At 74.1% G+C, this 25831-nt stretch carries 22 protein-coding genes; 1 reads left to right on the top strand and 21 read right to left on the bottom strand.

All coding sequences use genetic code 11. The features are described from left to right. Positions 1 to 190: 190 nt before the first annotated feature. From J0911_RS01855 to J0911_RS01755, 21 genes are all read right to left on the bottom strand, one after another. Positions 191 to 1180, bottom strand: a complete 990-nt coding sequence (locus J0911_RS01855; RefSeq protein WP_207273699.1) for a hypothetical protein — start codon at positions 1178 to 1180, stop codon at positions 191 to 193. Between the two features lie 119 nt (positions 1181 to 1299). Beyond that, the gene (locus tag J0911_RS01850; RefSeq protein ID WP_207273698.1) at positions 1300 to 2070 is read right to left on the bottom strand and encodes a DUF4230 domain-containing protein; all 771 of its coding nucleotides are present in this window, start codon (positions 2068 to 2070) and stop codon (positions 1300 to 1302) included. A gap of 90 nt (positions 2071 to 2160) precedes the next feature. After that, positions 2161 to 2733, bottom strand: coding sequence for an NUDIX domain-containing protein (locus J0911_RS01845; RefSeq protein ID WP_207273726.1), 573 nt, complete (start codon positions 2731 to 2733; stop codon positions 2161 to 2163). A 154-nt stretch (positions 2734 to 2887) separates the two neighbouring features. Further along, positions 2888 to 4564 carry a CTP synthase gene (gene pyrG / locus J0911_RS01840; RefSeq protein WP_207273697.1) on the bottom strand — a complete coding sequence of 559 codons (1677 nt, stop codon included), beginning with the start codon at positions 4562 to 4564 and terminating at the stop codon, positions 2888 to 2890. Between the two features lie 103 nt (positions 4565 to 4667). Further along, positions 4668 to 6410 (bottom strand): murein biosynthesis integral membrane protein MurJ, encoded by a 1743-nt coding sequence (gene murJ / locus J0911_RS01835; RefSeq protein WP_207273696.1) that lies wholly within the window; start codon positions 6408 to 6410, stop codon positions 4668 to 4670. After that, positions 6407 to 7429 (bottom strand): hypothetical protein, encoded by a 1023-nt coding sequence (locus J0911_RS01830; RefSeq protein ID WP_207273695.1) that lies wholly within the window; start codon positions 7427 to 7429, stop codon positions 6407 to 6409. Before J0911_RS01830 ends, murJ begins: the two co-directional genes overlap by 4 nt. A gap of 19 nt (positions 7430 to 7448) precedes the next feature. Continuing rightward, positions 7449 to 8447: a copper transporter gene (locus J0911_RS01825; protein WP_207273694.1), complete on the bottom strand. Its 999-nt coding sequence runs from the start codon at positions 8445 to 8447 to the stop codon at positions 7449 to 7451. A gap of 119 nt (positions 8448 to 8566) precedes the next feature. Continuing rightward, positions 8567 to 9763, bottom strand: a complete 1197-nt coding sequence (gene steA, locus J0911_RS01820; protein WP_207273693.1) for a putative cytokinetic ring protein SteA — start codon at positions 9761 to 9763, stop codon at positions 8567 to 8569. 5 nt (positions 9764 to 9768) lie between these two features. Continuing rightward, positions 9769 to 11538, bottom strand: coding sequence for a DNA repair protein RecN (recN, locus tag J0911_RS01815; protein WP_207273725.1), 1770 nt, complete (start codon positions 11536 to 11538; stop codon positions 9769 to 9771). Position 11539: 1 nt separating this feature from the next. Then, complete coding sequence (locus J0911_RS01810) at positions 11540 to 12469, bottom strand: NAD kinase (protein ID WP_207273692.1); 930 nt, start codon at positions 12467 to 12469, stop codon at positions 11540 to 11542. Further along, positions 12466 to 13452, bottom strand: coding sequence for a TlyA family RNA methyltransferase (locus tag J0911_RS01805; RefSeq protein ID WP_207273691.1), 987 nt, complete (start codon positions 13450 to 13452; stop codon positions 12466 to 12468). The genes J0911_RS01810 and J0911_RS01805 overlap by 4 nt, the downstream gene beginning before the upstream one ends. 15 nt (positions 13453 to 13467) lie before the next feature. Continuing rightward, positions 13468 to 13731, bottom strand: a complete 264-nt coding sequence (locus J0911_RS01800; protein ID WP_242636153.1) for a hypothetical protein — start codon at positions 13729 to 13731, stop codon at positions 13468 to 13470. Between the two features lie 176 nt (positions 13732 to 13907). After that, positions 13908 to 14900 (bottom strand): HAD-IIA family hydrolase, encoded by a 993-nt coding sequence (locus tag J0911_RS01795; protein WP_207273690.1) that lies wholly within the window; start codon positions 14898 to 14900, stop codon positions 13908 to 13910. Then, positions 14897 to 15901, bottom strand: coding sequence for a hypothetical protein (locus J0911_RS01790; protein ID WP_207273689.1), 1005 nt, complete (start codon positions 15899 to 15901; stop codon positions 14897 to 14899). Before J0911_RS01790 ends, J0911_RS01795 begins: the two co-directional genes overlap by 4 nt. Next, positions 15871 to 17055, bottom strand: a complete 1185-nt coding sequence (locus J0911_RS01785) for a hypothetical protein (protein ID WP_207273688.1) — start codon at positions 17053 to 17055, stop codon at positions 15871 to 15873. Before J0911_RS01785 ends, J0911_RS01790 begins: the two co-directional genes overlap by 31 nt. Positions 17056 to 17183: 128 nt before the next feature. Further along, on the bottom strand, positions 17184 to 18551 hold the full coding sequence (locus tag J0911_RS01780; RefSeq protein ID WP_207273687.1) for a heterodisulfide reductase-related iron-sulfur binding cluster: 1368 nt from the start codon (positions 18549 to 18551) through the stop codon (positions 17184 to 17186). Further along, positions 18551 to 19999, bottom strand: coding sequence for an FAD-binding oxidoreductase (locus J0911_RS01775; protein WP_207273686.1), 1449 nt, complete (start codon positions 19997 to 19999; stop codon positions 18551 to 18553). Before J0911_RS01775 ends, J0911_RS01780 begins: the two co-directional genes overlap by 1 nt. Then, entirely contained in the window at positions 19999 to 21501 is a 1503-nt protein-coding gene (locus J0911_RS01770; RefSeq protein WP_207273685.1) for an FAD-linked oxidase C-terminal domain-containing protein, read from the bottom strand. The genes J0911_RS01775 and J0911_RS01770 overlap by 1 nt, the downstream gene beginning before the upstream one ends. Positions 21502 to 21643: 142 nt before the next feature. Continuing rightward, positions 21644 to 23230: a malate synthase A gene (gene aceB / locus J0911_RS01765; RefSeq protein WP_207273684.1), complete on the bottom strand. Its 1587-nt coding sequence runs from the start codon at positions 23228 to 23230 to the stop codon at positions 21644 to 21646. A gap of 62 nt (positions 23231 to 23292) precedes the next feature. Next, positions 23293 to 24045 carry an IclR family transcriptional regulator gene (locus J0911_RS01760; RefSeq protein ID WP_307864865.1) on the bottom strand — a complete coding sequence of 251 codons (753 nt, stop codon included), beginning with the start codon at positions 24043 to 24045 and terminating at the stop codon, positions 23293 to 23295. Between the two features lie 173 nt (positions 24046 to 24218). Continuing rightward, positions 24219 to 24632 carry a MerR family transcriptional regulator gene (locus tag J0911_RS01755; RefSeq protein WP_207273683.1) on the bottom strand — a complete coding sequence of 138 codons (414 nt, stop codon included), beginning with the start codon at positions 24630 to 24632 and terminating at the stop codon, positions 24219 to 24221. 64 nt (positions 24633 to 24696) lie between these two features. Here J0911_RS01755 and J0911_RS01750 point away from each other — a divergent pair, with 64 nt between their 5' ends. Continuing rightward, complete coding sequence (locus J0911_RS01750) at positions 24697 to 25683, top strand: aldo/keto reductase (protein ID WP_207273682.1); 987 nt, start codon at positions 24697 to 24699, stop codon at positions 25681 to 25683. Positions 25684 to 25831 lie beyond the last annotated feature (148 nt).

Here is a 25831-nt window from a genome sequence, read left to right as displayed (position 1 = left end):
ACGGGCGACCGGCGCGCCGTTCCCGTCCGTTCGGGTGCCGGACCGGCACGACGCACACGACGGGACGGGCCCGGCGGTCCGCGACCGGTCGTGGTCGCGGAGCGTCGGACCCGTCTCGCGCGGACCGTGCGCCCGGCCGTGGACGTGTGGATCCGAGCGCTGAGGCGCAGACCTGTGGCGGCGTCCCGGCTCAGATCTCCGGCATCGCCGGCACCTCGACGGGCGGGGCCACGTCGAGGTCCACCGGGGCCGGCGGGATCGCCGTGGCACCGCCGAGGGCGCGCGTGCCCACCACGCCGGTCGCGAAGTTCGCGTGGCACTGCGGGCAGTACCACTCGGGCGTCGGGACCGGCACGTCGAAGCCGCCGTAGACGACGTCGTGCTGCAGGTGCATCTCGTCGTGGATCGCCTCGTTCCAGACGATCCGCTTCGCCGTGCCGCGCGAGTGGCAGGACGGGCACGCCGGGCGCATGCGGGCGCGCTGCGCGCCGATCGGGTGGGGGTGCAGGAGCTCGTGACACGGGTCGCAGACGAGGTACGTGTCGCCGATGAGCCGGTTCAGGTCGCGCGGGGCGGCACCGTCCTTGCCGGCGGCGCGCGCGCCGTCGTCGTGCGGGCGCAGCTCGGTCACGTCGACGAACTGCTCGCACGAGTAGCAGCGCTCCTCGTGCCGCAGGTCGGCGCCGGTGATCTGGCGGTGCCCCAGCAGGCGCAGCACGTGCAGGTTGGGTGAGAGCCGGCCCGTCTCGCAATCGCCGGGCTCGAGGGTGCCGGTGGCGCCGTTGCGGAACTGTCCGGCGATGCCGTCGAGCACCAGCCGGGCGTGCTCCTGCGGCAGCCAGCCGGAGGAGCGCGCGTACGCCGACGCGCCGCTGAACAGGTCGTCCCAGAGCACGGGCTTGTCCGGCCCGAACAGCTCGTCGGCGATCCAGTCCTCGCCCTGCGTGGTGCCCATCAGCTCCACGGACGCCACGATGCCCGGGTCCGACCCGACGACCGTGACCACCACGTCACCGCGCTGCGGACCGTCGGCCCCGCGGGGCAGCAGGTGCTCGTTGCCACCGGTGGCGACGGCGACGGCCTCACGCAGCCAGTCCTCCGACCAGTTCAGGTACACGGAGGGGACGAGCCACGCGGGCAGGGACGAAACAGGGGGAAGCATGTCCGGTTCGCTGGTCACCGCGGAAGAGTAGCGCAGCGCGCGCCCACGGTTAAACCCGCCCGGATTGATACGTTCGCCCGTGACGGGCGGCCCAGGTCCGTGCCGGCGCCGCGGCGCGCGGGGCGACGCCTCGGCCGTCAGCCCTCTCGCGGTTCCTCGAACTCGACCGTCACCGTCTCGTAGCCGAACGACCGGACCAGGACCTCCAGCGTCTTCGTGGTGTTCTCGCGTGCCCGTTCGGTGAGCCCGGACTCCTCGGCCGCCGTGGCGATCTTGTCGGTGCCCTGCGCCAGGGCCTCCTGGCGTACGTCCGTGTTGCTGTCGAACAGGTCTCCGACTCGGTCGACCAGTCCCCTGTCCTCGCTCAGGGCGTGGCTGGCGGCCAGGTCGACACGCGGGTCGGCGAGCTGGGGCGCGGGTACGGTCACCGTGACGGCCGTACCGTCGTCGGACACCTCGATCGCTCCCGGGTCCAGGTCCGAGAAGTCGACGTACGACTCCACCGACCCGTTGACCACGAGCGCCAGGCGCGATCCCGCGAGCCATCCCGGCAGGTACCGCACGTCCTGCTCGAGGTCCACCAGCACCTCGTACTCCGCGTCCGCCGCGACGAACCGGGCCAGGTCACGCATGCCGAGCAGGACCGGTTCGGTCGAGTGGTCCACCTCCGACGTGGTGAACGGGTTGAGGTCGTCCAGCAGTACGCGCACGAAGGCGTCCCGCAGTTCGTCCTTCAGGCCGGCCAGGACGCCCGCCACGATCCCTGCCGCGAGCACGAGGCCGGCGACCGCGCCCAGGATCGCGGCGAGCCAGGCGGGCATCCGCCGCCCCTTCCCGGCCCGCGGCGGCGGCCCGGACCGGCCGGCCGCGGCAGTACGGTCGTCGACGTCGCCCGTCCCGGTCCTCATCCGTACCCCTTCGTCATGACACATGTCCGACGTGTCGCACTCCAGAGGCACACGGTAGCGGCCCTGGCAGGAGCCGGGTAGGCCGGGCGGTCAGTTGCGGCGGTACTCCCACGGCGACGTGACGGGGCGCAGGGTCCTCCAGGAGTTCGCCCGGCCGATCACGGCGGCGAGGATGCCCGAGACCGTCGGCCCGTTGTGCAGGTGCCCTGCCAGCGCGAGCGCCGCCGCCTCCTCCAGCGGGACGGGGACGGCCACCATGTCGGCCTCCTCGGCCTCCCGGGTGTGCCGCTCGGGCTCCGGGACGGGCGTGAGATCGCGCGCCAGGAACACCCGGGTCGCCTCGTTGCTGCCGCCGGGGCTGGGCAGCAGGTCGACGAGCACGTCCCAGCGGGCGGCGCGGACGTCGGCCTCCTCCGCGAGCTCGCGGGCGGCCGCGATGTGCGGGTCCTCGCCGTCGATGTCGAGCAGTCCGGCCGGCAGCTCCCACAGGAACGCCCCCACCGGGTGCCGGTACTGGCGCAGCAGCAGCACGTTGCCGTCGTCGTCCAGCGCGACGACGATCACCGACCCGGGATGGTTCGTGTACTCGCGCCGGACCACGCCGGCCGCACCCAGGTCCACCTCGTCGACGGCGATGTCGACCACGCGCCCCTGGAACGGCATGTCCAGGCGGCGCGCCGGACGGGGCGCGACGACGTCGGCGATGCCGCTCGCGGCGGGCCGGCGTGTCTCGTCCGGCCGTGGGCGCGACAACTCCTCGAGGGGTTCCAAGGACTCGGACCGTCCCGTGTGCTCGCTACTCACCAGCTCCACCAGTTCAGGCACCCTGATACTCGAGCGCGGCCGCGATGAGGCCCGCGAACAGCGGGTGCGAACGTGTGGGCCGGGACTTGAACTCGGGGTGCGCCTGCGTGGCGACATAGTACGGGTGCACGTCGGCCGGAAGCTCGACGAACTCCACGAGCGAGCCGTCCGGGCTCGTCCCGGAGATCACCAGGCCGGCTTCCTCCAGCTGTCCGCGGTAGGCGTTGTTCACCTCGTACCGGTGGCGGTGGCGCTCGGCGACCCGCTCGGTGCCGTACGCCTTGGCGGTCACGGACCCGGGCACGAGGTGCGCGTCGTAGGAACCGAGACGCATGGTGCCGCCGAGGTCTCCCGCACCGTCCACGATGGCCTTCTGCTCGATCATCGTCGCGATCACCGGGTGGGACGAGTCCGGGGTGAACTCGGTCGAGGAGGCGTCGTCGAACCCGAGCACGTTGCGGCCGTACTCGATGACCATCGACTGCAGGCCCAGACAGATGCCGAGGGTGGGCACTCGGTTCTCCCGCGCCCAGCGCAGCGCGCCGACCTTGCCGTCGATACCGCGCACGCCGAAGCCCCCGGGAACCAGCACGGCGTCCACCCCCTCGAGGCAGGACTCGGCGCCGTCCGGGGTGTCGCACTCGTCCGCGGCGACCCAGCGGATCGTGACCTTGGCGTCGTTCGCGAAGCCGCCGGCCCGCAGGGCCTCGGTCACCGAGAGGTACGCGTCCGGCAGGTCGATGTACTTGCCGACCAGCGCCACCTCGACGGTGTGCGCGGGGCTGTGCACGCGCTCCAGCAACTGCACCCAGCCGTCCCAGTCGACGTCGTGGAACGGCAGGTCCAGGCGGCGCACGACGTAGGCGTCGAGCCCCTCGGCGTGCAGCACGCGCGGGATGTCGTAGATGCTCGGCGCGTCGACCGCGTTGACCACGGCCTCGTTGTCGACGTCGCACATCAACGCGATCTTGTTCTTCACCGACTCCGGCACGACGCGGTCGGCGCGCAGCACGATCGCGTCGGGCTGGATACCGATGCTGCGCAGTGCGGCCACCGAGTGCTGCGTGGGCTTGGTCTTCAGCTCACCGGACGGACCGATGTACGGCACGAGGGAGACGTGCAGGAAGAACACGTTGTCGCGCCCGAGCTCGTGCCGCACCTGCCGCGCGGACTCGAGGAACGGCTGCGACTCGATGTCCCCCACCGTGCCGCCGATCTCGGTGATGATCACGTCGACGTCCTCGGACGCCTGGTCGCGCATGCGGCGCTTGATCTCGTCGGTGATGTGCGGGATCACCTGCACCGTGTCGCCCAGGTAGTCGCCGCGCCGCTCCGTCGCGATCACGTGCGAGTACACCTGGCCGGTGGTCACGTTCGAGGAGGCGGGCAGCTCGACGTCGAGGAAGCGCTCGTAGTGACCGATGTCGAGGTCGGTCTCCGCGCCGTCCTCGGTGACGAACACCTCGCCGTGCTGGAACGGATTCATCGTCCCCGGGTCGACGTTGAGGTACGGGTCGAGCTTCTGCATCGTGACCCGCAGGCCACGCGATCGCAGGAGCCGGCCGAGCGAGGAGGCGGTGAGCCCCTTACCGAGCGACGAGGCAACACCTCCGGTGACGAAGATGTGCTTCGTCGTCGCGGAGCGGGAGCCGAGGCGGTTCAGGAGCTGTCTGTTCAGGGGATCGACCACGGAACTCCAGCCTACCCGCTCACCCCCCGTCCGCCCGGGGAAAACGCGCGAAGAACTCGCGTAGTTCGTGTCACACCGCGGTCGCCGCGCGACCACGGGCCGTTCACCGCCTGGTCAGCTGCCGGAGCCGTGCGCGCAGACCACCGTCGGACATCGCCGCCACGGTGACGACGACGGCCGCGGCCACGACCCCTGCCGCCAGTCCCGAGCCGAGCGCCGCGACGAACTCGCCCACCACGAACGGCCGGTCCCCGCCGGGGTACGCGACGAAGCCCGGGTCGATCCGCAGCCCTTCCGGCCGGATCAGATACCCGGCGCCGTATCCGGCGGCCGCCCCGAGCACGGCCCCGGCCACGAGCGCCAGCCCCGTCCGCCCCGTCCCGGCGAGCGCCGCACTCCCCAGGTACCGCCGCACCGCGACCAGCAGTCCGGCGCCGGCGACGGCCATGCCCAGGGTCCCCGCGGCACCGAGCGCGCCGAGCACCAGGGCGGGAGCCGGCTCGCCGTCGACCACGACGAGGCGGTCCAGGAGCGTGGCCGCCGGCGTCCCCGGTGACGCGTCCCCGGACCGGGGGGCACCCGGCCCGCCGAGCCCCACCCAGACCGCGAGCAGGGCGGCCACCATGACGCCCCAGCCGGTGGCGGTGGCCGTGACCGCGGCGCGCCCGTGGTCGACGACATAGAGGGCGCGCGACAGGTGCAGGACCAGCGCGTAGCCCACGAGACCGGGCGCCATCCACGCGAGGGCGGAGGCCATGCCGGGGGCGTCGCCGCTGACGAGGAGGTCGAAGACGAGCTCGACGGCGGGCGCGGCGGCGACGAGGGCGGCGACGCCCGCCGCGGTGACCACCAGGAGCGTACGGGTGGTGCCGGCGACGAGGGCGCGCAACTCGTCACGGCGGCCGGCCGCCGCATGGGCGGTGAAGTGCGGGAAGGCGCTGGTCGCGATGGGGAACGCGAGCACGGCGTACGGCAGGAGGTAGACGTTGTAGGCGTACAGCCAGGTGGTGTACCCGCCCAGGTCCGTACCCACCTTCATGACGACGACGAGGGCGAGCTGCTGCGCCACGAGGGCCGCGACACCGGCGAACGCGAGGTGCGCGGCGCGCCGGCCCTCGCCCTGCGGGAACCGGAGCGTGGGCCGCAGCCGCAGCCCGGTGCGCGTCGCGGGCAGCAGGAGCGGCAGGGCGAGGGCGAGGACACCGGCCGTGATGCCCCAGGCGAGCCAGTCGAGGGCGCGGGCCGGGATCTCCGCGAGATCCTGGGTGCCTCGCTCGGACAGCTGGGCGCCGTAGCTCCAGTACGCGCCGATGACGACGAGGCTGGAGACCAGCGGGCTGAACGCGGGCCAGAAGAACCGCTGGTGGGCCTGAAGGATGCCGCCGAGGACGACGGCGATGCCGTACATCGGCACCTGGAGGGCGAAGACGCGGAGGAACGCGGCGACGACGCCGACCAGTTCGCCGTCCACGAGCCAGGTGGCGACGGGTCCGGCGAGCAGCGCCATGAGCCCGCCGGCGGGCACGAGCACGAGCAGCGTCCAGCCGAGCAGTGCCGAGGCGGAGCGGGATGCCTGCTCCCGGTCGGAGTCGGTGCCCTCGCCCGTGAGCGACGCGCGGCTGAGCGGCCCGGCCACGAGGGGGACGACGGCGCCCGCGAGCGCCCCGCCGGCCGCGACCTCGAACAGGACGTTCGGCAGCAGGTTCGCGGCGTTGAACGCGTCGGTGAAGGTGCCGTTGCCGACCCAGTGGCCCTGGGCGAGCCAGCGCCCGAAGCCGACGACGCGGCTCGCGAGGGTGACGGCGGTGACGAGCAGCGCGGCCCGCGCGAGGCCGGATCTCGTCAAGGCGTGCCGCCGGGCTCCCCGGCGGCCGGGTTCGTCGCCGCCCGAGCGGCCGGGGTCGCCGCCGGAGCGGCCGGGGTCGCCGCCGGAGCGGCCGCGTCCCGGGGTCCGGTGGTGACGGGGGTCGCGGGCCGCCGTCCCAGCATGTCGATCCGGTGCAGCCACGGGGTCGACCGGATGACCTGGGAGAAGCTCACCTTCTCGGAGGCGAGCGTCAGGCCGACGACGCCCGCCAGCGCGGCGAGCCGCACCGTGCGCGGGGCGCCGAAGGCGAGCTGGGCGCCGACGATCGCACCGAGCGCGTTGGCGCCACCGTCGCCGAGCATGTCGCGCTCGCCGAGGTCGGCGGGCGCGGCCGCGGCGACGGCGCCGAGCAGTGCTCCGGTGGCCGCGCCCGCTGTCGGCGTGGCGCCCGGGCCCGGGGTCCCGGCACCCGCCACGATCCCGGCGGCGAGGCTCGCCGCGGTCGCCGCCTTCAGCGCGCGCCCTGGCCGCAGGTCGAAGAGGTTCACCAGATTCGCGGTGCCGCCGATGAGCGCGCCGTTGACCCCGATGTCCACCAGGTGGGCGAGGGCGCCGCCCCGGCGCGGGGTCCCGGCGGCGGCAGCGACCAGAGCGGACGTGCAGATTCCCAGGACCTTGAGCCCACCCGTGGTGACCTGGCCGCGAGCGAGCGCACCGAGATGCCCGCGCAGCCCTTTCGCGGCGGTGTCGGCGTCCTCGGCGACGTCGTCGATCACGCCGAACGCCCCGGCGGTGGCGGTCGCGAAGGCCGTCGGCCCCGCGGCGGGGCCGCCGGCCACGACCGACCCGGCCACGAGGCCGGCTGCCACGGCCGGCCCCTCCAGCAGGCTGACGGGTTCACCGCGGTGGTTGGTCCGGGTCCATGCCTCGGGGGTCGCGACCTTGTCGTGCAGGTGCTTCAGCGCGCCCGAGCGCACGGCGTCGTCGAGCCGCCCCCGTGCCCACGCGGTCGTCGCGCCCGCGGCCAGGGCCGCGGCGGCGAACCGGAAAGCTCCCATGTCAGCGCTCCTTCGTCGGTCAGTCCTCGGGCATCGGCGGGATCACGGCCGTGTCCGGCTCGGTGCCGTACTGGTCCACGTGTCCGGCGAGGGCCGCCGCGAGCGCCAGCGGCACGGTGATCCGGCCGGCCAGTTCGGTCACCTCGCTCACGGTGCTCACCTCGCGTGCGAGATCGTCGTCGGAGCGTACGCGCTGCACGACGTCGTCGCCGTCGGCAGCGGGGCCCGCGACCACGGCCGTCCCGGCGACCTGTTCGACGCCCACGACCACACCGGTCCACACGTCGCCGACGTAGCGGGGGCTGGCGGGCTCGAGGGTCGCCGTCTCCGACTCGCCGGGTTCCGGCTCGGCCTCGGTGTCCTCCACCGCGCCGGGCTCGGCGGCCGTGGACAGGAGGACGACGGAGGTGGCCGGGACGGGCTGGTCGTCGGCTGTCCGCAGCAGCCCGAACGTCTCGAGCTGCTGTTCCAGGTCCAGCGCGGTCGTGCTGCGTTCGCCGGTGGAGTCGGTGCCGGTGAGCGCGAGCGTCACGGCCGAGGCCAGTGTGGCGGCCGCGTTGTCCTCGATCGTCTCCACGCCGGCGTCGGCGAGCGTGTTCCGCAGCCCGTCGGCGACGGTCGTCCGGGTGGACTCCTCGTCGACGTCGGTCCAGTTGGTGGGGAGCTTCGCGCTGACGACGACCTCGGCCCCGGCCGTCTCGAGCTGGTCGATCACGCCCGAGCGGACGCTGGAGGGCACGTCGCCCAGGCCGACGACGGCGACGCGGCGGCCGGTGAGCGTCTCGTCCAGGAGCCGTGGCGCGGCGGCGGCCAGGAAGGCCTCGTCGGCCGCCAGCCTGCTCGTCGTGTCGTCGAGCTGGGCGCGCAGGATGTTGCGCTCCTCACGCAGCGTGTCGACCTGCCGGGTGAGGGTCTCGCCGAGCGCCCCCTGGAGTGGCCCCGCTCCCAGGATGATGCCCACCGCGAGCGCGAGGAACACCGAGATGAGCGAGACGAGGTGGTAGCGGAAATCGATCACGAGGGGCGAAGGTCCTTCATTTCTGTGCGCGGGCGGCGGGTCGGGGGCCCGCGGTGCGACGTTGCGGGTGGGGACACGATACGGCGGTGGAGGGACGGACGGTGGAGACGTGCGGCGGGTCAGCCGCCGAACAGGCTACCCAGCCACGACCAGAGGTCGTCGAAGCGCGCGCCCAGGATGCCGAAGAACGTCTGGCCGGCGGACGTCGCGGCGATGGCCGCCAGGACGGCCGACACGCCGGCCAGCGACAGCATGGTGAGCTGCGTGTTGGAGATGCGGGTGCGGTACAGCCGGGAGACGCCCTTCGCGTCGATGAGCTTGCCTCCCACGCGCAGCCGGGTGAGGAACGTCGACGCCATCCCGGCGCGCCCCTTGTCCAGGAACTCCACCAGGGTGGCGTGGGTGCCGACGGCGACGATCAGTTCGGCGCCCTTGTCGTCGGCGAGCAGCATCGTGATGTCCTCGCTGGTGCCCGTGGCGGGGAAGACGACGGGCTCCACGCCGAGCTCTCGCACGCGCTCCAGGCCCGGGGCCTTGCCGTCCCGGTAGGCGTGCACCACGACCTCCGCGCCGCTGGCGAGCGCGTGGTCCGAGACGGAGTCCATGTCCCCCACGATCATGTCGGGCTTCCAGCCCTCGTCGATGATCGCGTCCGCACCGCCGTCGACGCCGATGAGGACCGGGCGGTTCTCCTTGACGTACGACCGCAGCATCGCGAGGTCCTCGCGGTAGTGGTAGCCGCGCACCACGATGAGCACGTGACGCCCGGCGATGGAGGTACGGATCTCCGGCACGCCGACGCCGTCGAGCAGCAGGTCCCGCTCGCGGCGCAGGTACGTCATGGTGTTCTCGGCGAACCGCTCGATCTCCACCGACAGTCCCTCTCGGGCGGCGGTCATCGCCTCCTCGAGCGACGCGGCGGTCTGACGCTCCCCCTTGGCGACGACCTCGCCGCCCGCCATGACCTGGCCTTCGAGGATCTCCAGCGGGGTGCGCTCGTCGAGCGCCATGACGGCGGGCCCGAGGTCGTCGACCAGCGGGATGCCGGCTTCGAGCAGGATCGCCGGACCGGTGTTCGGGTAGCGGCCGGAGATGGACCGGGCGGCGTTGAGCACGGCGGCCGGCTGGGCGGCGACGAGCGCGTCGGCGGCCACGCGGTCGATGTCCGCGTGGTCGATCACGGCGACGTCGCCGGGGTTCAGGCGGCCGGTGAGTTCCTTGGTCCGCTTCCCGACGCGCGCGGGCCCCGTGACGGGCCCGCCGGGGTCCGCCCGCTCCTCGTCGCGCTGGCCGGGCCTGGTCAGGATGAGCTTCATCGCCCTCATCGTCCCACGACCGACGACTCCAGGAGCTCCAGGGCGTGCCGGCGAGCGGTGGCGGAGTCGTCCTGGCCCGAGAGCATGCGCGCCAGCTCGACGACACGGCTCTCGTCCGTGACCTCACGCACGCCCGTGACGGTGATCATCCCGTCGCCGGCATCGTCGTCGCCCGCCGTGTCGCCCGTCGACTTCGTGACCACGAGGTGGGCGTCGCCGAACGCGGCGACCTGCGCCAGGTGCGTCACGACGACGACCTGCGTGGTGCGTCCCAGGCGCGCCAGCCGCCGCCCCACCTCGACCGCGGCGCGCCCGCCGACCCCGGCGTCGACCTCGTCGAACACGAAGGTCCGCCGCATGGCGGCGGCCTCGGCGCCGTCCCGCGTCCCGCTCTCCTGCTTGTGCGGCGACGTGGCGAGCGCGACCTCCAGCGCGAGCATGACGCGCGACAGCTCACCTCCCGAGGCGCCCTTGCCGAGCGGACTCGGCGGGGCGCCCGGGTGGGGCACGAGCAGCATGGTGACCTGGTCGGCGCCGTACGGACCGAGGGTGTCCGCCGGCGCGACGGTGACCTCCAGGTGCGCACCGCCCATCGCGAGGCCGTGCAGCTCGGCGGTGACGGCCTCGGCCAGCTCGGCCGCACCCGCGGTGCGCGCCTCGGTGAGGACGCCCGCCAGCCGGTCCAGCTCGGCGTCGAGCTCGGCCACGCGCCGTTTCATGGACTCCAGTCGGTCGCCGCCGTCGTCCAGGTCCAGCAGGCGCAGGCCGGCGTCGCTCGCCCACTGCAGCACGTCGTCGATCGTCTCGCCGTAGCTGCGGGTCAGCCCGTTCAGGTCGGCCATGCGCGCGTGGGCGGCCTCCAGGCCACCGGGGTCCGCCTGGAGATCGTCCAGGTAGGCGGCGACGTCGGTCGCGAGGTCGTTGATCAGGTAGCCGACCTCGGCGGACCGGGTCGCCAGCTCGCCCAGCGCCGGGTCGGACCGCGCGCCGCCCTCCAGCGCTCTGCGCGCGGCCTCGATCAGCGCGATCGCGCTGCGCTGCGCGCCGGTCTCGTCCTCTCCGGCCATCGCCTGGTGCGCCTCGCCCGCCGCGACGCGCAGCGCCTCCGCGTTCGACAGCCGCTCGATCAGCGCCGCCAGCTCCGTGTCCTCGCCCGGCTGCGGATCGACCCGCTCGATCTCCTCGAGCCCGATCCGCAGCAGCTCCACCTCGCGGGCCCGCTCCGCGGCCCTGGCCTCCGAGCCGGAGATCTCCGTCAGCAGGCCCGCGCGCTCGGACCAGGCCGTCCGGTACTCGGCGAGCACGCCCTGGTGGACGGGCCCGGCGAAGTCGTCCAGCGCGTCGCGCTGCTTGGCACTCGTGCGCAGGCGCAGCTGCTCGGCCTGCCCGTGTACGGTGACGAGGTCGTCCGCGATCTCGGCGAGCACGCCCTGCGGGACGGCACGGCCGCCCAGGTGGGCACGGGAGCGGCCGTCGGCGATCGTGCGCAGCACCACGACGGTGCCGTCGTCCTCCAACTCGCCTCCGGCCTCGTCCACGCGCGCCGCCGCCGTGGGATGCCCCGACACGCGGATCCTGCCCTCCACGGCCGCGCGGTCGGCGCCCGGACGAACCGACTGCGGGTCGGCCTTCCCGCCCATGAGCAGGTTCAGTCCCGTGAGCACCATCGTCTTGCCCGCGCCCGTCTCACCGGTGATGACGGTCAGCCCCTCGGACAGGGGCACGCGAGCGCCGCGGATGACGCCCAGGTTCTCGATAGCGATCTCCTCGAGCACGTCACTCCTCACCACGCTCGAAAGTTTGTCCGGACGGATCAGACCGTACCGCCCGCTCGCGCCAGCCCGCGACGGGCAGGTCGAACTTCGACACCAGCCGGTCGGTGAACGGCGCCTGGCTCAGCCGCGCCAGCCGGATCTCGCCCGCGCGCCGCACGAGCACGTTGGACCCCTGCGGCACGTCGATCCGCCGCCGCCCGTCGCAGGTGAGCACCCCGGGCACGGCCGACGCGGGCAGCACCCGCACCCCGATCTCGTTACGGGGCCCCACCACCAGCGGGCGGGCGAACAGGGCGTGCGCACTCAGCGGGACGAACAGCACGGCGTCGACGTCCGGCCAGATCACCGGCCCGCCGCCGGAGAAGGCGTGCGCCGTCGATCCGGTGGCCGTGGACATCACGACGCCGTCGCAGCCGAAGGAGGACAGCGGTCGCCCGTCCACGCTGACCCCGACCTCCAGCATGCGCCCGCCGAGTCCCTTCTCGATGGTCACCTCGTTCAGCGCCCAGCCGGAGAGGACCTCGCCGCCGTCGGGCAGGTGCACGTCCACCTCGACGCACGCGCGCTTCTCGACGGTGTAGTCGCGTGCCGCGAGGCGCTCGACCGCCGCGTGCAGGTCGTCCCGCTCGGACTCCGCGAGGAAGCCGACGTGGCCCAGGTTCACGCCGAGGAGCGGCACGTCGGTGCCGCGCGTGAGCTCCGCGGCCCGCAGGATGGTGCCGTCCCCGCCGAGCACCATGACCAGCTCGGACTCGGTGACGCCCTCACGCAGGCGTGCGACGTCCATGTGGTCGCCGAAGTCCTCGGTGAGCGCGTCGTCGTGCAGGGCCGGGTCGAAGCCCGCCGCCTTGAGCTCGCGCACCGCCTCGGTGGTCGCCGCGACGGCCGCGGGGCGTCCGCCGTGCGTGACGATCAGCACCCGCCGTGTCATGCCTGCTCCAGATCGTGGTGGTGCCGCGTGTCGGCGGGCACCCGGCCGTTCCGGTCCAGGGTGCCGGGGGCGACGGCCGCCGTGACGGCGTCGGACAGTTGCCGTGGGCCGACGGCCGGGACCTCGTCGTCGGCCACGAGCCACACGAAGAACTCGCGGTTCCCGCTCGGGCCGGGCAGCGGGCTGGGGACGATCGCGCGCAGCCGCAGGCCCGCGTGTTCGGCCGCGCGGACGACGGTCGTGATCGCGGTCGCGTGCAGGGCCGGGTCCCGGACGACGCCGCCCCGGCCCAGCTGTTCCCGCCCGACCTCGAACTGGGGCTTGACCAGCAGCAGCGCGGTGCCGCGCGGTGCCAGGACGGCGGCGATCGCGGGGAGCACGAGGGTCAGTGAGATGAACGAGAGGTCCCCCGTGACGACGTCGGGCGCGCGCTCCAGGTCGGCAGGGCCGAGGTCGCGCACGTTCCTGCCCTCGACGACGGTGACCCGGGGATCCTCGCGCAGCCGTTCCAGCAGCTGTCCGTGGCCGACGTCGATCGCGACCACGTGGGTGGCCCCGCGCCGCAGGAGCACGTCGGTGAACCCGCCGGTGGACGCCCCGAGATCGGCGCACCACGCGCCCTCGAGGACGGGAGCCGCGGGGGTGGACGCCGCGGTCGTGGGGCCTGGCGGGGCGACGAGGAACACGTCCCCGGCCCGGGTGACACCGGCGACGCCGGACCCGGTACCGGCAGGCCGGCCCGCGGCGAGGGCGTCGAGCGCGCCCGCGAGCTTCAGCCCGGCACGCGAGGCGTACGCGGCCTCCCCCGGGTCACCGGGCGTGACCGCGACACCGGCGTCGTCCGCGACCGCCGCGGACGGCTTGGCGACCGTCCGGCCGTCGACCGAGACCCGGCCGGCCGCCACGAGCTCGGCCGCGTGGCGGCGCGAGCGGGCCAGGCCGCGCCGGACGAGCTCGGCGTCCACGCGGGCGCGCGCTGTCATCACCGTCGCCACGACTCAGGCGTCGCCGCTCAGGTGGGCGCGCAGGGCCTCGTGCACCTGCTCGAACCGCTGCACGTGCTCCGCCGGCGGAAGCTCGTCCAGCCCGTCCAGTGCGCGGAGCGCCTGCTCCACGACCGCCTCGGAGCCCTGCTCCACGCCGGGACCGCCCGCCGGGGCTCCGTCGGCGTGTCCCCCACCGATCACGGACGTGCCGGCGAAGGCTTGTGCGTCCACGTCCCAGCCGCCGTCGCGGGGCTCGGACTCGTACGACTCGGTCACTCGGTCACCCTCTCGTGCCGGACTGGGACATGACATGCTGCGACAGCGCCGCGACTACACGGTACCTGCCGTACCTGACACTGCCGGGCAGGCGCGCGCCGCACGTTCGCCCGGCACGTGCCGGGGCCGGGCGGCCACCGGGCACGCCGTCGGACGCGCCGCAGGGCCCCGCTCCGTCAGATCAGGTCGGGCACCGCCGTCACCGGCCGGCCGGCGTCCGCCGCCGCCCAGGCCGCCGCGCAGGCCGCCCGGACGAGATCGATGCCCTCGCCCTCGACCGGTCGCAGCACACCGTCCTCCACCCGGGCGGACGCCGTGCCGCACACCCAGGAGCCGCCGTCGTGCACGGGCTCCGGATGCGGCTGCAGGAGCGCTCGCAGGTCCGCCCCGAGGAAGGACGGGCGTTCGCCCGGCTTCGCCAGGACGGCGTCCCGCGCGGTGGACACCCCGGTCAGCACGTGCAGGCCCGGGTATCCGGCGGCTCGCGCCCCGGCGAGGTCGGTGTCCAGCCGGTCACCGATCACGAGGGGGCGTGCCGCCCCGGCCCGTTCGGCGGCCATCCGGAACATGTCCGGCCCCGGCTTGCCCGCGCTCGACGGGGTCACGCCCGTCGCCGCGGTGACCGCGCCCACGAGCGCCCCGTTGCCCGGGGCGAGGCCACGCGCCGTGGGCAGCGACAGGTCGAGGTTGCTCGCCACGTGCCAGGCGCCCCGCCCGACGGCGTACGCCGCCTCGGCGAGGTCCTCCCACGCGAGCTGCGGCGCGTATCCCTGCGCGACGGCGTCCGGACGGTCGTCGGCGGACGCCACCACGTCGAATCCTGCCGCCCGCACCGCCGTGACCAGTCCCTTGCCGCCCACGACGAGCGCCTTCGCGCCGGGGTCGAGCCGGGTACGCAGCAGGGTGGCGCACGCCTGGGCGGCGGTCATCACCTCGTCGGCGTCGGCCGGGATGTCGAGCCCGGTGAGCTGGGCGGCGACCTCCTCGGGCTCGCGGGAGGCGTTGTTCGTCACGAACACGAGCGCCATCCCGCCCGCGCGCGCCGTGGTCAGGCTGGCGGCTGCGTGATCGATCGGCAGGTGGCCGCGGTAGGCCACACCGTCCAGGTCGACGAGCGCGAGGTCGTACGCCTCGGCCAGAGGGACCGGGCTGGCAACGAGTCCGCTCATGCCGCCGGGCCCTGGTTCGTGCCGGTCTCCTCGGCGTGGCCCGGCTCGTCGGCTTGGCCCGGCTCGTCGGCAGGGGCCCGCTCGGCGGCGGGGGCCGGCTCCCCAGCGGAAGGCGGCTCGGCGGACGCGTCCGTCGCCCCGGCGGCGGCCTCGTCGTCGATACCGGCCTCGGCGAGGATCTCGGCGACCTCCGCCTCGATCTCCGCGTCCGACGGCACGGGGGCGTCGGCGGGGATCTCGGCGGCGTCACCCTCGGCGGCGTCACCCTCCGCGGCGTCCTCGTCCGCGGCCAGCTCGTCCACGGCGTCGTCGACGTCCGCCTCCTCGTCGTAGACGTCGTAGACGACGACGTCCTCCTCCGGTTCCTCGGCGCCCGTCGCCCGCGCGAGGGCCTCGGGATCGACGTCCGCCAGCACGGCTGCGGCTTCGTCGGCGCGGCCCGCCGCCTCCAGCGCGACCGCACGTGCCTGCAGGACCCGCAGGCCGAGGTCACCGGGCGCCTCGTCGGCGGGGATCTTGTCGAGCACGGCGAGCGCCGCATCGTGCTCGCCGAGATCGCTCCGCGCCCCCGAGACCACGATCGCCAGCTCGGTGCGCCCGGCGGCGTCGAGGGTCTCGGCCTCGGGTGTGGCGGCGAGTGCGATCGCGCGCTCGGGCCGTCCGAGCCCGCGTTCGGCGTCAGCCATCAGGGGCAGGTGCTCCGAGCTGCCGTTGAGTCGCCGGACGGTCCGCAGTTCGCGCAGCGCCTCCGCGAAGCGGCCGGTCCGGTACGCCGTCAGACCGGCAGCCTCCCGTACGACGTCGATCCGGCCGGCCCGGCGCACGGCCGCCTGGGCGTGCAGGTAGGCGGTCTCCGGGTCGGCGTCGAGCAGGCGCCCGGCCATGACCAGGTGCAGCCCGACCCTCTCCGCGTTGTCCTTGCCCAGCCCGCGCATCCGTGCTCGCGCCTCACGGTCGAGCTGGCCGATCGTCACGTCCTCGGCGATCTCCGGATCGGGCACCCGCTCGGGACGGCCGTCACGCCGGTCGTCGCCGTCACGCGCACGCCGGTCGTCCCGGAAGTCCCTGCCGCCGCCCCGGTCGTCCCGCCGCGGACCGCGGTCGTCACGGAAGCCTCCGCGTGTCCCACGGTCGTCGCGCGAGTCCCGACGTGGCCCGCGGTCGTCGCCCGAGCCTCGGCGATCGCCCCGGAAACCGCGGTCGTCGCGACGCTCGGACCCCCCACGGCGGTCACCGTCGGGCCGGTGGTCCCGGCGTGGACCTCGATCGTCGTGCCGCCGGTCGTCCCGGCGGAAACCCTCGCGGCGATCACCGGAGCGACGCTCGTCCCGCTCCGGACGGCCGCCGAAGCCCCGGTCGTCACGCCGGGGACCACGCTCGTCGTCGTGCCGGCGCCACGGCCGGTCACCGTGGTCGCGGTCGTCGCGGCGGTAGCCGTGACCGCCCCGGTCGTCGCCGCCCCGGCCCGCGCCGCGCGGACCGCGGCCGTCACGTCGCGGACGATCACCGTAACCGCCGGTACCGGGCCGTTCACCGGTGCGGTCGTCCCGTCGGGGGCCGCGGTCACCGTCGTACCCGCGCCGCGGCCCACCGCGGCCGTCCTCGCGACGGAACCCGCCGTCCCGGTCGTCACGGCGCCGGTCCGCCCCGAAGTCGCGGCGGGGCCGGCCCCCGGAACCGCCGTCCTCGCGGCGCGGTCCGCGATCGTCGTCCCGGCGGACACGCTCGCCGTAGCCGCGGCCGCCGGACCGGTCGTCACGGCCGTCGTTGCGCCCGCCGTGGCCGTCACGGCCGCGATCACCCCAGCGAGGCCCACGGTCGTCGCGCTGCCGGCGCTCGCCGTAGCGGCCGCCCGGACGGTCACCGGCGCGGTCGTCCCGGCGCGGTCCGCGCTCGTCGTCGCCGCGGCGCGGACGGTCGTCACGACGGGCACCGCCGTCACGACGGCCGTACCCGCCCCGGCCATCACCCTCACGCCGGAACCCGCCGCCGCGACGGTCCCCGGAGTCATGCCCGCGATCGTCGCGACGGAACCCGTCACGACGGCCGTCGTCACCGCGCTCGTCGCGACGCCTGTCGGCGCCGAGGTCGCGCCGCGGCCGGTCACCGTATCCCCGGCCGTCACGGCGGGGGCCCCGGTGCCCCTGACCGTCACGGTCGGATCGGTTGCCCTCGCGGTCATTCCCCTGGTCAGGGGGCGAATCGTTCACTGTGGTCCTCTCTGGCGGCAGATGCGGGCTCCATTCTCCCACGCGCCGTCACCGAGGCCCGGCCGCTTCCGGGTCACGTCCGCGCGACGTCCGTCACCGTCCCGGCGAGCGTCTCGGGTCCGGCGCCGCGTATCGAGGCGTCGAGCACCTGGACCAGGTGCGCCGTCGCGATCGTGCGACCCTGGCGCCCGGTCGCCGCGGCGATCTGCATCAGGCATCCCGGGTTGGACGTGACCAGGAGGTCCGCGCCCGTGGCGGCCACGTTCACGGCCTTCCGGTCGCCCAGCTCCCGCGCCGGCTCGGGGTGCGTCAGGTTGTAGATCCCCGCGGAGCCGCAGCACAGGTCGCCCTCGGCGATCTCCCGCAGCACCAGCCCTGGCACGGCACGAAGGAGCCGCCGCGGCTGTGACCGGACCCGCTGGGCGTGCGACAGGTGGCAGGCGTCGTGGTACGCGACCGTCAGCGGCAGCGGGTGCCGTGCCGCGACGGGTCCGAGCTCGTCGAGGATCTCCGCGACGTCCCGGACCCTCGCCGCGAACTCGGCGGCACGCCCGGCGTAGGCGGGGTCGTCGGCCAGCAGGTCCGCGTACTCCTTCGTCGTGGAACCGCAGCCCGCCGAGTTGACCACGACCCGCTCCACGCCCGCGTCCGCGAAGGCGTCCACGAGGGCGCGCGCGTAGGCCAGGCCTTCGGCCTCCCGCCCCGCGTGCACCGAGAGGGCCCCGCAGCAGCCCTGGGCGGACGGCGCGACGACGTCACATCCCTCCGCCGCGAGCACGCGCACCGTGGCGGCGTTGACCCCGGGGAAGAACTCGCGCTGCACGCATCCGAGCAGCAGCCCCACGGTCATCCGCCGGGGCGCGGACGCCCGGGTGAGCGGCGGCACCGGCTCGGCCCGCCCGAGCGGCGGCGCCACCGACTCCATCGCCGCCAGCGACGGCGAGAGCCGTTCCAGGACCGGCCGCACCACCCGGGACAGTCCGGTCCGCTGGTACAGCGACAGCAGCGGTCGCACGGCTCGCAGCCGGCGCGGATGCGGGAACAGCGCGAAGACGGCCGCCCGCAGCAGCCGCAGCCCGCGCGGGCGATGGCCGGTGCCGCGCCGTTCCACCTGCGCCCGCGTCGCCTCGACCAGCTTGTCGTACCGCACGCCCGACGGGCAGGCGGTCACGCACGCCATGCACCCCAGGCAGGCGTCGACGTGCCCGACGAGCGACGCCGACATCGGCTCCCCCTCCAGCCCCTGCTTCATCAGGTGGATGCGTCCGCGCGGTGAGTCCATCTCCTCACCCCAGAGCGTGTAGGTCGGGCAGGCGGGCAGGCAGAAGCCGCAGTGGACGCAGTCGTCCACGAGTTCCCGCGACGGCGGGTGGTGCTCGTCGAACGCGCCCGGGCGGCCGCCGTCGAACGACCCGAGCAGGTCCGGCTTGGTCTCGCTCATCAGATTCCTCCCACGAACCGCCCGGGCGCGAGGTTCCGCCCCGGATCCAGCCGCCGCTTGATCGCCTGCATGAGGTCCAGCCCGCCCACGGGCCCCCACACGTCCACGGCCTCGCGCACGTCCCGCGGTGCGCGCAGCACGGTCACGGTCCCGTCCCGCGGGGACGGCGCGGCGGCCCGCAGCACGCGGACGACGGCGGCCACCACCGCGGGATCGAGCCCCGCGGCCGCCCGCGGCCGCTCCGAACCGGTCGCGCTCCCGGACGGCCCGTCGTCCCGGCGGCCGAGTTCTCCCGGGGCTGACGGCCCCTCGTCCCGGGCGGCGCCGGCCGGGTGTTCACCGATCGCGACGTACAGCACGCCGGCCGCCGTCCCGCGCACGGCGACCCCCGCCCCGTGCGTGTCCTCCGCCTCCCGCGCCGCCGCCAGCAGCTCACCCACTCCCGTGAGGGTCGCGGTCGCCTTCGCGAGGACCGCGGGGCCGGCTGCTCCCGCGGCGCGGCCCGCGTTCGGCGCAGGCGCCGCGCCCGATCCGCCGTCGTCGGGCAGCGCCCCCCACCAGGCCGGTGGACCGGTCCGCACGTCGCCGCCGGTGAGGGAGGCCACCTGCGCGGCACGCCGGACGACGGCGGTCTCCTGACCCTCCAGCAGGACCGCGACGGTGACCTCCCGGGAACCGGCCGGACGGTCGATCTCCACCGCGGCGGGAGCGAGCTGGGACGTGACCACGTCCCGCGCACGAGCTGCCGCGTCGGCCGGCGGACCGGCCGCCACCACCCAGCGGCGCGCGGGCCGGACCGGGTGCAGCCGGAACGCGGCCCGCACGACCACACCGAGCGTGCCGTAGGAACCGGTCACGAGTTTGGCGAGGTCGTACCCGGCGACGTTCTTGACGACCTTGCCGCCGCTGGACGCCACCGTCCCGTCGGCCAGCACCACGGTCGCGCCGAGCACGAGGTCCCGCAGCGCTCCCCGCTGCAGGCGCCGGGGCCCCGACACGCCGGTCGCCAGCGCGCCGCCGACGGTCGATCCTCCGGACAGCCGCCGGGGCGGCAGGTCCGCCACGAGCTCCTGGCCGGCCGTGCCGGTGGCCTCCAGCAGCGCCGCGACCGGGAGGCCCGCCTCCGCGACCACGACGAGGTCACCCGCCTCGTGCTCGACGAGCCGGTCCAGGCCCGTCATGTCGAGGAGCAGGTCGGCCCGCTCCGGCGGAGCGGCCCAGTCCAGCGCGCTTCCGCCGCCCCGGGCGACCGTGGCCAGTCCCTGCGACGCCGCCTCGCGCAGCACGGCCGCCACGCCGTGGACCGTCGCCGGCCGTGCGACGACCGCCGTGGCGACCCCGTCGACGACGTCGCCCGGCCCGGCCTCGCGGACCTCGCCGGCCGTATCGGCTTCCCGCAGGCGGTCGGCGATCCGGTCCGGGTCCGGTTCCTGTGCGGGGCGCGCCATCAGAACACCTCCGCCACGCCGGCCTCCGACAGGGGATGCTCACCCTGCTTGCGCCCCGGCCGCTCCCCGCACAGCCGCGGGGTCGGGAAGATCTTGCCGGGGTTCGAGAGGTTGTCCGGGTCGAACGCGCACCGGACCGCCTGCATGACGCCGAGGTCCTCGGCCGTGAACATGCGCGGCATGTGCTTGGCCTTGTCGGCCCCCACGCCGTGCTCGCCGGTGATGGAGCCGCCGTGCTCGAGGCACAGGTCGAGGATCCCGCCGGCGACGCCCTCGGCGCGTTCCACGGCGCCGGCCTGCGACCCGTCGAACAGCACGAGCGGGTGCAGGTTGCCGTCGCCGGCGTGGAACACGTTCGCCACGCGTACCCCGGCGGCATCGCCCAGTTCGGTGATCCGCCGCAGCACCTGGGGCAGCGCGGTGCGCGGGATGACGCCGTCCTGCACGATGTAGTCGGGGCTGATCCGCCCCACCGCCGCGAACGCGGACTTGCGGCCCTTCCAGACGAGCGCTCGCTCGGTGTCGTCGGCCGCGACCCGCACCTCGAACGCACCGTTGTCCTCGCACAGCCGCACGACGTCGTCGAACTCGCCGGCCACGTCCGCGGCGTGCCCGTCGAGCTCGACCACGAGCACCGCACCCGCACCGGCCGGGTAGCCGCAGTGCACGGCCTCCTCCGCCGCCTCGACGGACAGGGCGTCCATCATCTCGATCGCCGCGGGGATCACGCCCGCCGCGATGATCGCGGACGTGGCGGCGCCGGCGTCGTCGATCGTGCGGAACGCGGCCAGAAGGGTCCGCACCTCCTGCGGCAGCCGCGTGAGGCGGACCGTCACCGCCGTGACGACCCCGAGCGTGCCCTCGCTGCCCACCAGCGCACCGAGCAGGTCGTAGCCGGGCGGGTCGGGCGCCTTGCCACCGATCTCGACCTGCTCCCCCGCGGGCGTGACGAGGTCCAGCCCGGTGACGTGGTTCGTGGTGAAGCCGTACTTGAGGCAGTGCGCTCCACCGGAGTTCTCGGCGACGTTCCCGCCGATCGAGCACACGGACTGGCTGGAGGGGTCGGGCGCGAAGTAGTGGCCGTCCGGGGTGGTGGCCGCGGTGAGCTGCAGGTTGATGACACCGGGGTCGACGACGGCGCGCTGGGCGCGGACATCGATCTCGCGCAGGGCCCGCATCTGTGACATGACCACGAGCACACCCTCGGAGTGCGGCAGCGCACCGCCGGACAGGCCTGTCCCCGAGCCACGTGCCACGAAAGGGACGCCGTGGGTGGCGCAGGCACGGACGGTCGTCACGACGTCGGCGGCGTCCCGTGCCAGGACCACCAGCCCCGGGACCACGCGATAGGCGGCGAGCCCGTCGCACTCGTAGGTCCGGCGCCGTGCGCGGTCCGTGATGACGCGCTCGCCGCCGAGCGCGGCGGAGAGGTCCGCCGTCACGGCGGCGAGCGCCGCGTCGGACGCGCGTGCGGCCGTCCGACCGGACGTCCTGTCGGGCATCGCAACCTCCTCGTCGCACGGGCCCTGCCTCTGCGGGAACCGGCCCCGCCGAGGTAGCGGCCTTCAGGGCGAAGGTACTACCTCGGCGCGGCCGGACCGCGTGGACGGGCCCACGGTCCGTACGGCGTCAGTCCATGCGGTGTCAGTCCATGCGGCGGTACGCCGGGAGCGTGAGGAAGTCCGCGTACTCGTCGGCGACCGCGACCTCGAGGAACGTCTGCTTCGCCTCCTCGTAGCCGGCGGCGTCGCCGGGCAGCTTCGCGATCTCCTCCGCGACGAGCTCGTGCACGAGCTCCTTCGTGACCCGGCGCCCGGTGTCCGCGAGCGTCACGTCGTTGTGCAGCCACTGCCAGACCTGGCTGCGGGAGATCTCGGCCGTGGCGGCGTCCTCCATGAGGTTGAAGATCGCCACGGCACCCAGCCCGCCCAGCCACGCGCGCAGGTACTGGATCCCGACCGAGATGTTGTTGCGCAGGCCGGTCTCCGTGATGTCGCCGGGAGTGGCGGCGACGTCGAGCAGCTGCTCGGCGGTGACCTCGACGTCGTCGCGCGTGCGGTCGATCTGGTTCGGCCGGTCGCCCAGGACGTCGGTGAAGACCTCCTTGCACAGCTCCACCATGCCGGGGTGCGCCACCCACGACCCGTCGAAACCGTCGCCGGCCTCGCGGGTCTTGTCCTCGCGCACCTTGGCGAAGGCCGTGGCGTTGACCTCTTCGTCCTTGCTCGGGATGAACGCGGCCATGCCGCCGATCGCGTGCGCGCCGCGCTTGTGACACGTCCTGACCAGCAGCTCGGTGTAGGCGCGCATGAACGGCACCGTCATCGTCACGGCGTTGCGGTCCGGCAGCATGAACTCCGTGCCGCGCGTCCGGAACGACTTGATGACGGAGAACATGAAGTCCCAGCGGCCCGCGTTCAAGCCGGCGGAGTGGTCACGCAGCTCGTAGAGGATCTCCTCCATCTCGAACGCGGCCGGGTAGGTCTCGATGAGCACCGTGGCGCGGATCGTGCCTTGCGGGATGCCGAGATACTCCTGCGCCAGGACGAACGCGTCGTTCCAGAGCCTCGCCTCGAGGTGGGACTCGATCTTCGGCAGGTAGAAGTAGGGGCCCAGGCCCTTGGCGAACTGCCGCATGCCCGCCGTGGCAAGGTAGAGCGCGAAGTCGACCAGTGAGCCCGAGGTCTCACGCCCGTCGACGAGCACGTGCTTCTCCGGGAGGTGCCACCCGCGCGGGCGCATGACGATGGTGGCGAGCTCGGCGTCCGGCTTCAGCGCGTACGTCTTGCCGTTCTCCGCCGTGAAGTCGATCGTGCGGTTGATGGCGTCGAGCAGGTTGAGCTGACCGCCGACCACCGAACTCCACCGGGGCGTGTTCGCGTCCTCCTGGTCCGCGAGCCACACCTTGGCGCCGCTGTTGAGCGCGTTGACGGTCATCCTGCGGTCCGTGGGGCCGGTGATCTCGACACGGCGGTCCACGATTCCCGGCGCCGGGTCCGCGACACGCCACGAGTCGTCCTCGCGGATGTGGCGGGTCTCCTCCAGGAATCCCAGCGTGCCGCCGGCCGCGAGGTCCTCGACGCGGCGCTCGCGGGCCTCCAGCAGTTCCAGGCGCCGGTCGGCCAGTTCGCGGTGCAGCCTGACGATCAGTTCCAGGGCGGCCGGCGTGAGCACCTCCTCGTACCGCTCGCCGATCTCGCCGGTGATCTCGATACCGTCCGGAGTCTCCACGTCGACACTCTCCTCGCTCAAGATTCCGCTATGCGGAATTGTGTATTCTGATCGTGGAAAGTCTAGCGTCCGGCGAGCCGGTCACCCACTCTCGCCGCCTCCTCGCGCAGCACGGGCACGGCGTCGTCGGCGAACTCCCGGGGCACCCGGGCCGCCGGGCCGGACACCGACAGCGCCGTCGCCAGCGGCGCCCCGGGCACCGCCACCGCGAAGCAGCGGACGCCGATCTCCTGTTCGCCGTCGTCGATCGCATAGCCGCGCCCGCGGATCCGGTCCAGCTCGGCGACGAGCTCGTCGGCGTCGGTGATGGAGTGGTCGGTCGCGGCGGGCAGCCCGGTGCGTTCCGCGATGGCCCGGACCTGCGATTCGGGGAGCGCGGCGAGCAGCATCTTGCCCACGCCCGTGCAGTGGAGGTGGACCCGGCGCCCCACCTCGGTGAACATCCGCATGGACCGGGTGGACGACGCCTGCGCCACGTACACGGCCATCTCGTGGTCCAACATCGCGAGGTTCGCGGTCTCGCCGAGTGCGGCGGCGACCCGCTCGAGGTGCGGACGGGCCGCGGCACCGAGTTGCCGGCCGGCCGCGTCCGCGAGCCGCAGCACCCCGGCCCCGAGCGCGTACCGGCGCGACGGCATCTGGCGGGCGTAACCCCGCTGCACCAGGGTGCGCAGCAGCCGGTGGATGGTCGGGAGAGGGAGCCCGCTCCGGTCGCTGAGCTCGCTCAAGGTCGCGTCGCCCCCGAGATCCGTCATGATCTCCAGCAGGTCGATCGCGCGTTCGACGGTCTGCACGCCGCCGGTGCTGCTTGCCACGTGGCTCCTCACGTCTCGGTGAACCGGGTCGCCCCGCGGTGTCACCGATCCGCGGGGCAGAACCAGGATTCCACAGCGTGGAACCGCCGTCGCCGGCGCGTTGGACGGTGGGCCATGCCATGGCCGGTGCACACACTGGGGACCAGTTGGTGTGTGGATATGTGCGGCGGGGATCAGCTCCGCGCAGACGCTCGTTCCTGCTCGGCGGGCGTGGCACCGTTGGCCAGGTACCAGCCGATCTTCTCCCGCAGGCGTTCCTGCTGCCCCACCAGCAGGTCGACCTGTTCCTGCACCCGCCGGTCGTGCTCCTGGAGCAGGGAGAGCCGCTCATCCATGGTCGAGGCGTCGAGGCAGAGCTGCGCATACTGCTTCAGGTCGGCGATCGGCATGCCCGTGTCCCGCAGACAGCGCACAAGGCCCAGCCATCCCAGGTCGGCCTCGGAGTAGGTCCGCCGGCCACCGGACGTACGGGAGATCGGCGCGAGCAGGCCTTCGCGCTCGTAGTAGCGCAGGGTGTCGATGCTGAACCCCGACTCGGACGCGGCCTCCGCGGGCGTGTAGGTACGGGTGCTCGAGGTATCGGTCATGGATCCATGATGCCGGTCCTCACCGCTTGACCTGGAGCGCGCTCCAGGTCGCACGCTATTCGTCATGGACACGATGAACCTTGCCCTCGGGGCCATGAAGTTCGGCACCACTGTCGACGAACGGACCGCGTTCGACCTGCTCGACCGGTTCGTGGAGGCGGGTGGGACATGGATCGACACCGCGGACTGCTATGCGTTCTGGGACAGTGACACCGGCTACGGCGGGCAGAGCGAGGAGGTCCTGGGCCGCTGGCTCGCGGCTCGTCCCGGCATGCGCGAGCGGGTGCGGATCTCCACGAAGTTCGGCGCCGAACCCGTGATCGCCGGCCGCTGGCCCGCGTCACGCACGGGCCTCGGGAGCCGGGAGGTGCGCGCCCAGCTCGAAAGCAGTCTCCGCCGCCTCGGCACGGACCATGTCGACCTGGCCTGGGCTCACATGGAGGATCGGACCGTCCCGATCGAGGACGTCGCCGATACCCTCTCGGCGCTGCACGACGGCGGTCTCGCGACGCGGCTCGGCATGTCGAACCATGCGGCCTGGCGGGTCGCGACCGCCCGCACGCGAGCGCTCGGCCAGGGGCGCGAGCCCGTGCGTGCGCTGCAGTACAGCTACTCGTACCTGCATCCCCGCCCGGGCATGCCAGGGGCCGGGCACCGCTTCGGGTTCCTCACCGACGAGCATCTCGACCTCGCCGCCTCGTCCGGCGACCTGGAGATCTGGGCGTACACACCGCTCCTGTCGGGCGCCTACGACAACCCCGCCAAGCAGATCCCCGAGGAGTTCCAGCACCCGGGAACGGACCGTCGCCTCGCCGTTCTCGACGAGGTCTCCGGAGCCCTGGGGTTGACCCGCGGCCAGGTCGTCCTGGCATGGCTGGCGGGTCACCAGCCTGCCGTCAAGCCCATCCTCGGTGGCAGCAGGCCTGAACAGCTCGATGCGGCCGTCACCGCGATCCGGACCGGCCTGCCGGACGACGCCCGAGCTCGCCTGAACGCCGTCGAGCCGCTGACGCCGCGCGTCGAGCACGAGCGGGTCGTGGAGCCGGCGTAGGGCACGCAGCTTGTGCCGGTACCGAGCCGCCGTGTTGGGGTGTGTGGGTGTTCGTGGCTGGGCGTGCGTGGTTGTTTGGTTGTGGGTGTGTTGAAGGCCCCCGCTCACGTGTGTGAGTGGGGGCCTTCATGAAGAGGGGTCCGGCGGC

The sequence above is a fragment of the Myceligenerans salitolerans genome (assembly GCF_017349295.1).
Lineage (GTDB): Bacteria > Actinomycetota > Actinomycetes > Actinomycetales > Cellulomonadaceae > Myceligenerans > Myceligenerans salitolerans.
The sequence above is the reverse complement of the archived record's forward strand: the minus strand, read 5'-3'. Positions and strand labels throughout refer to the sequence as shown.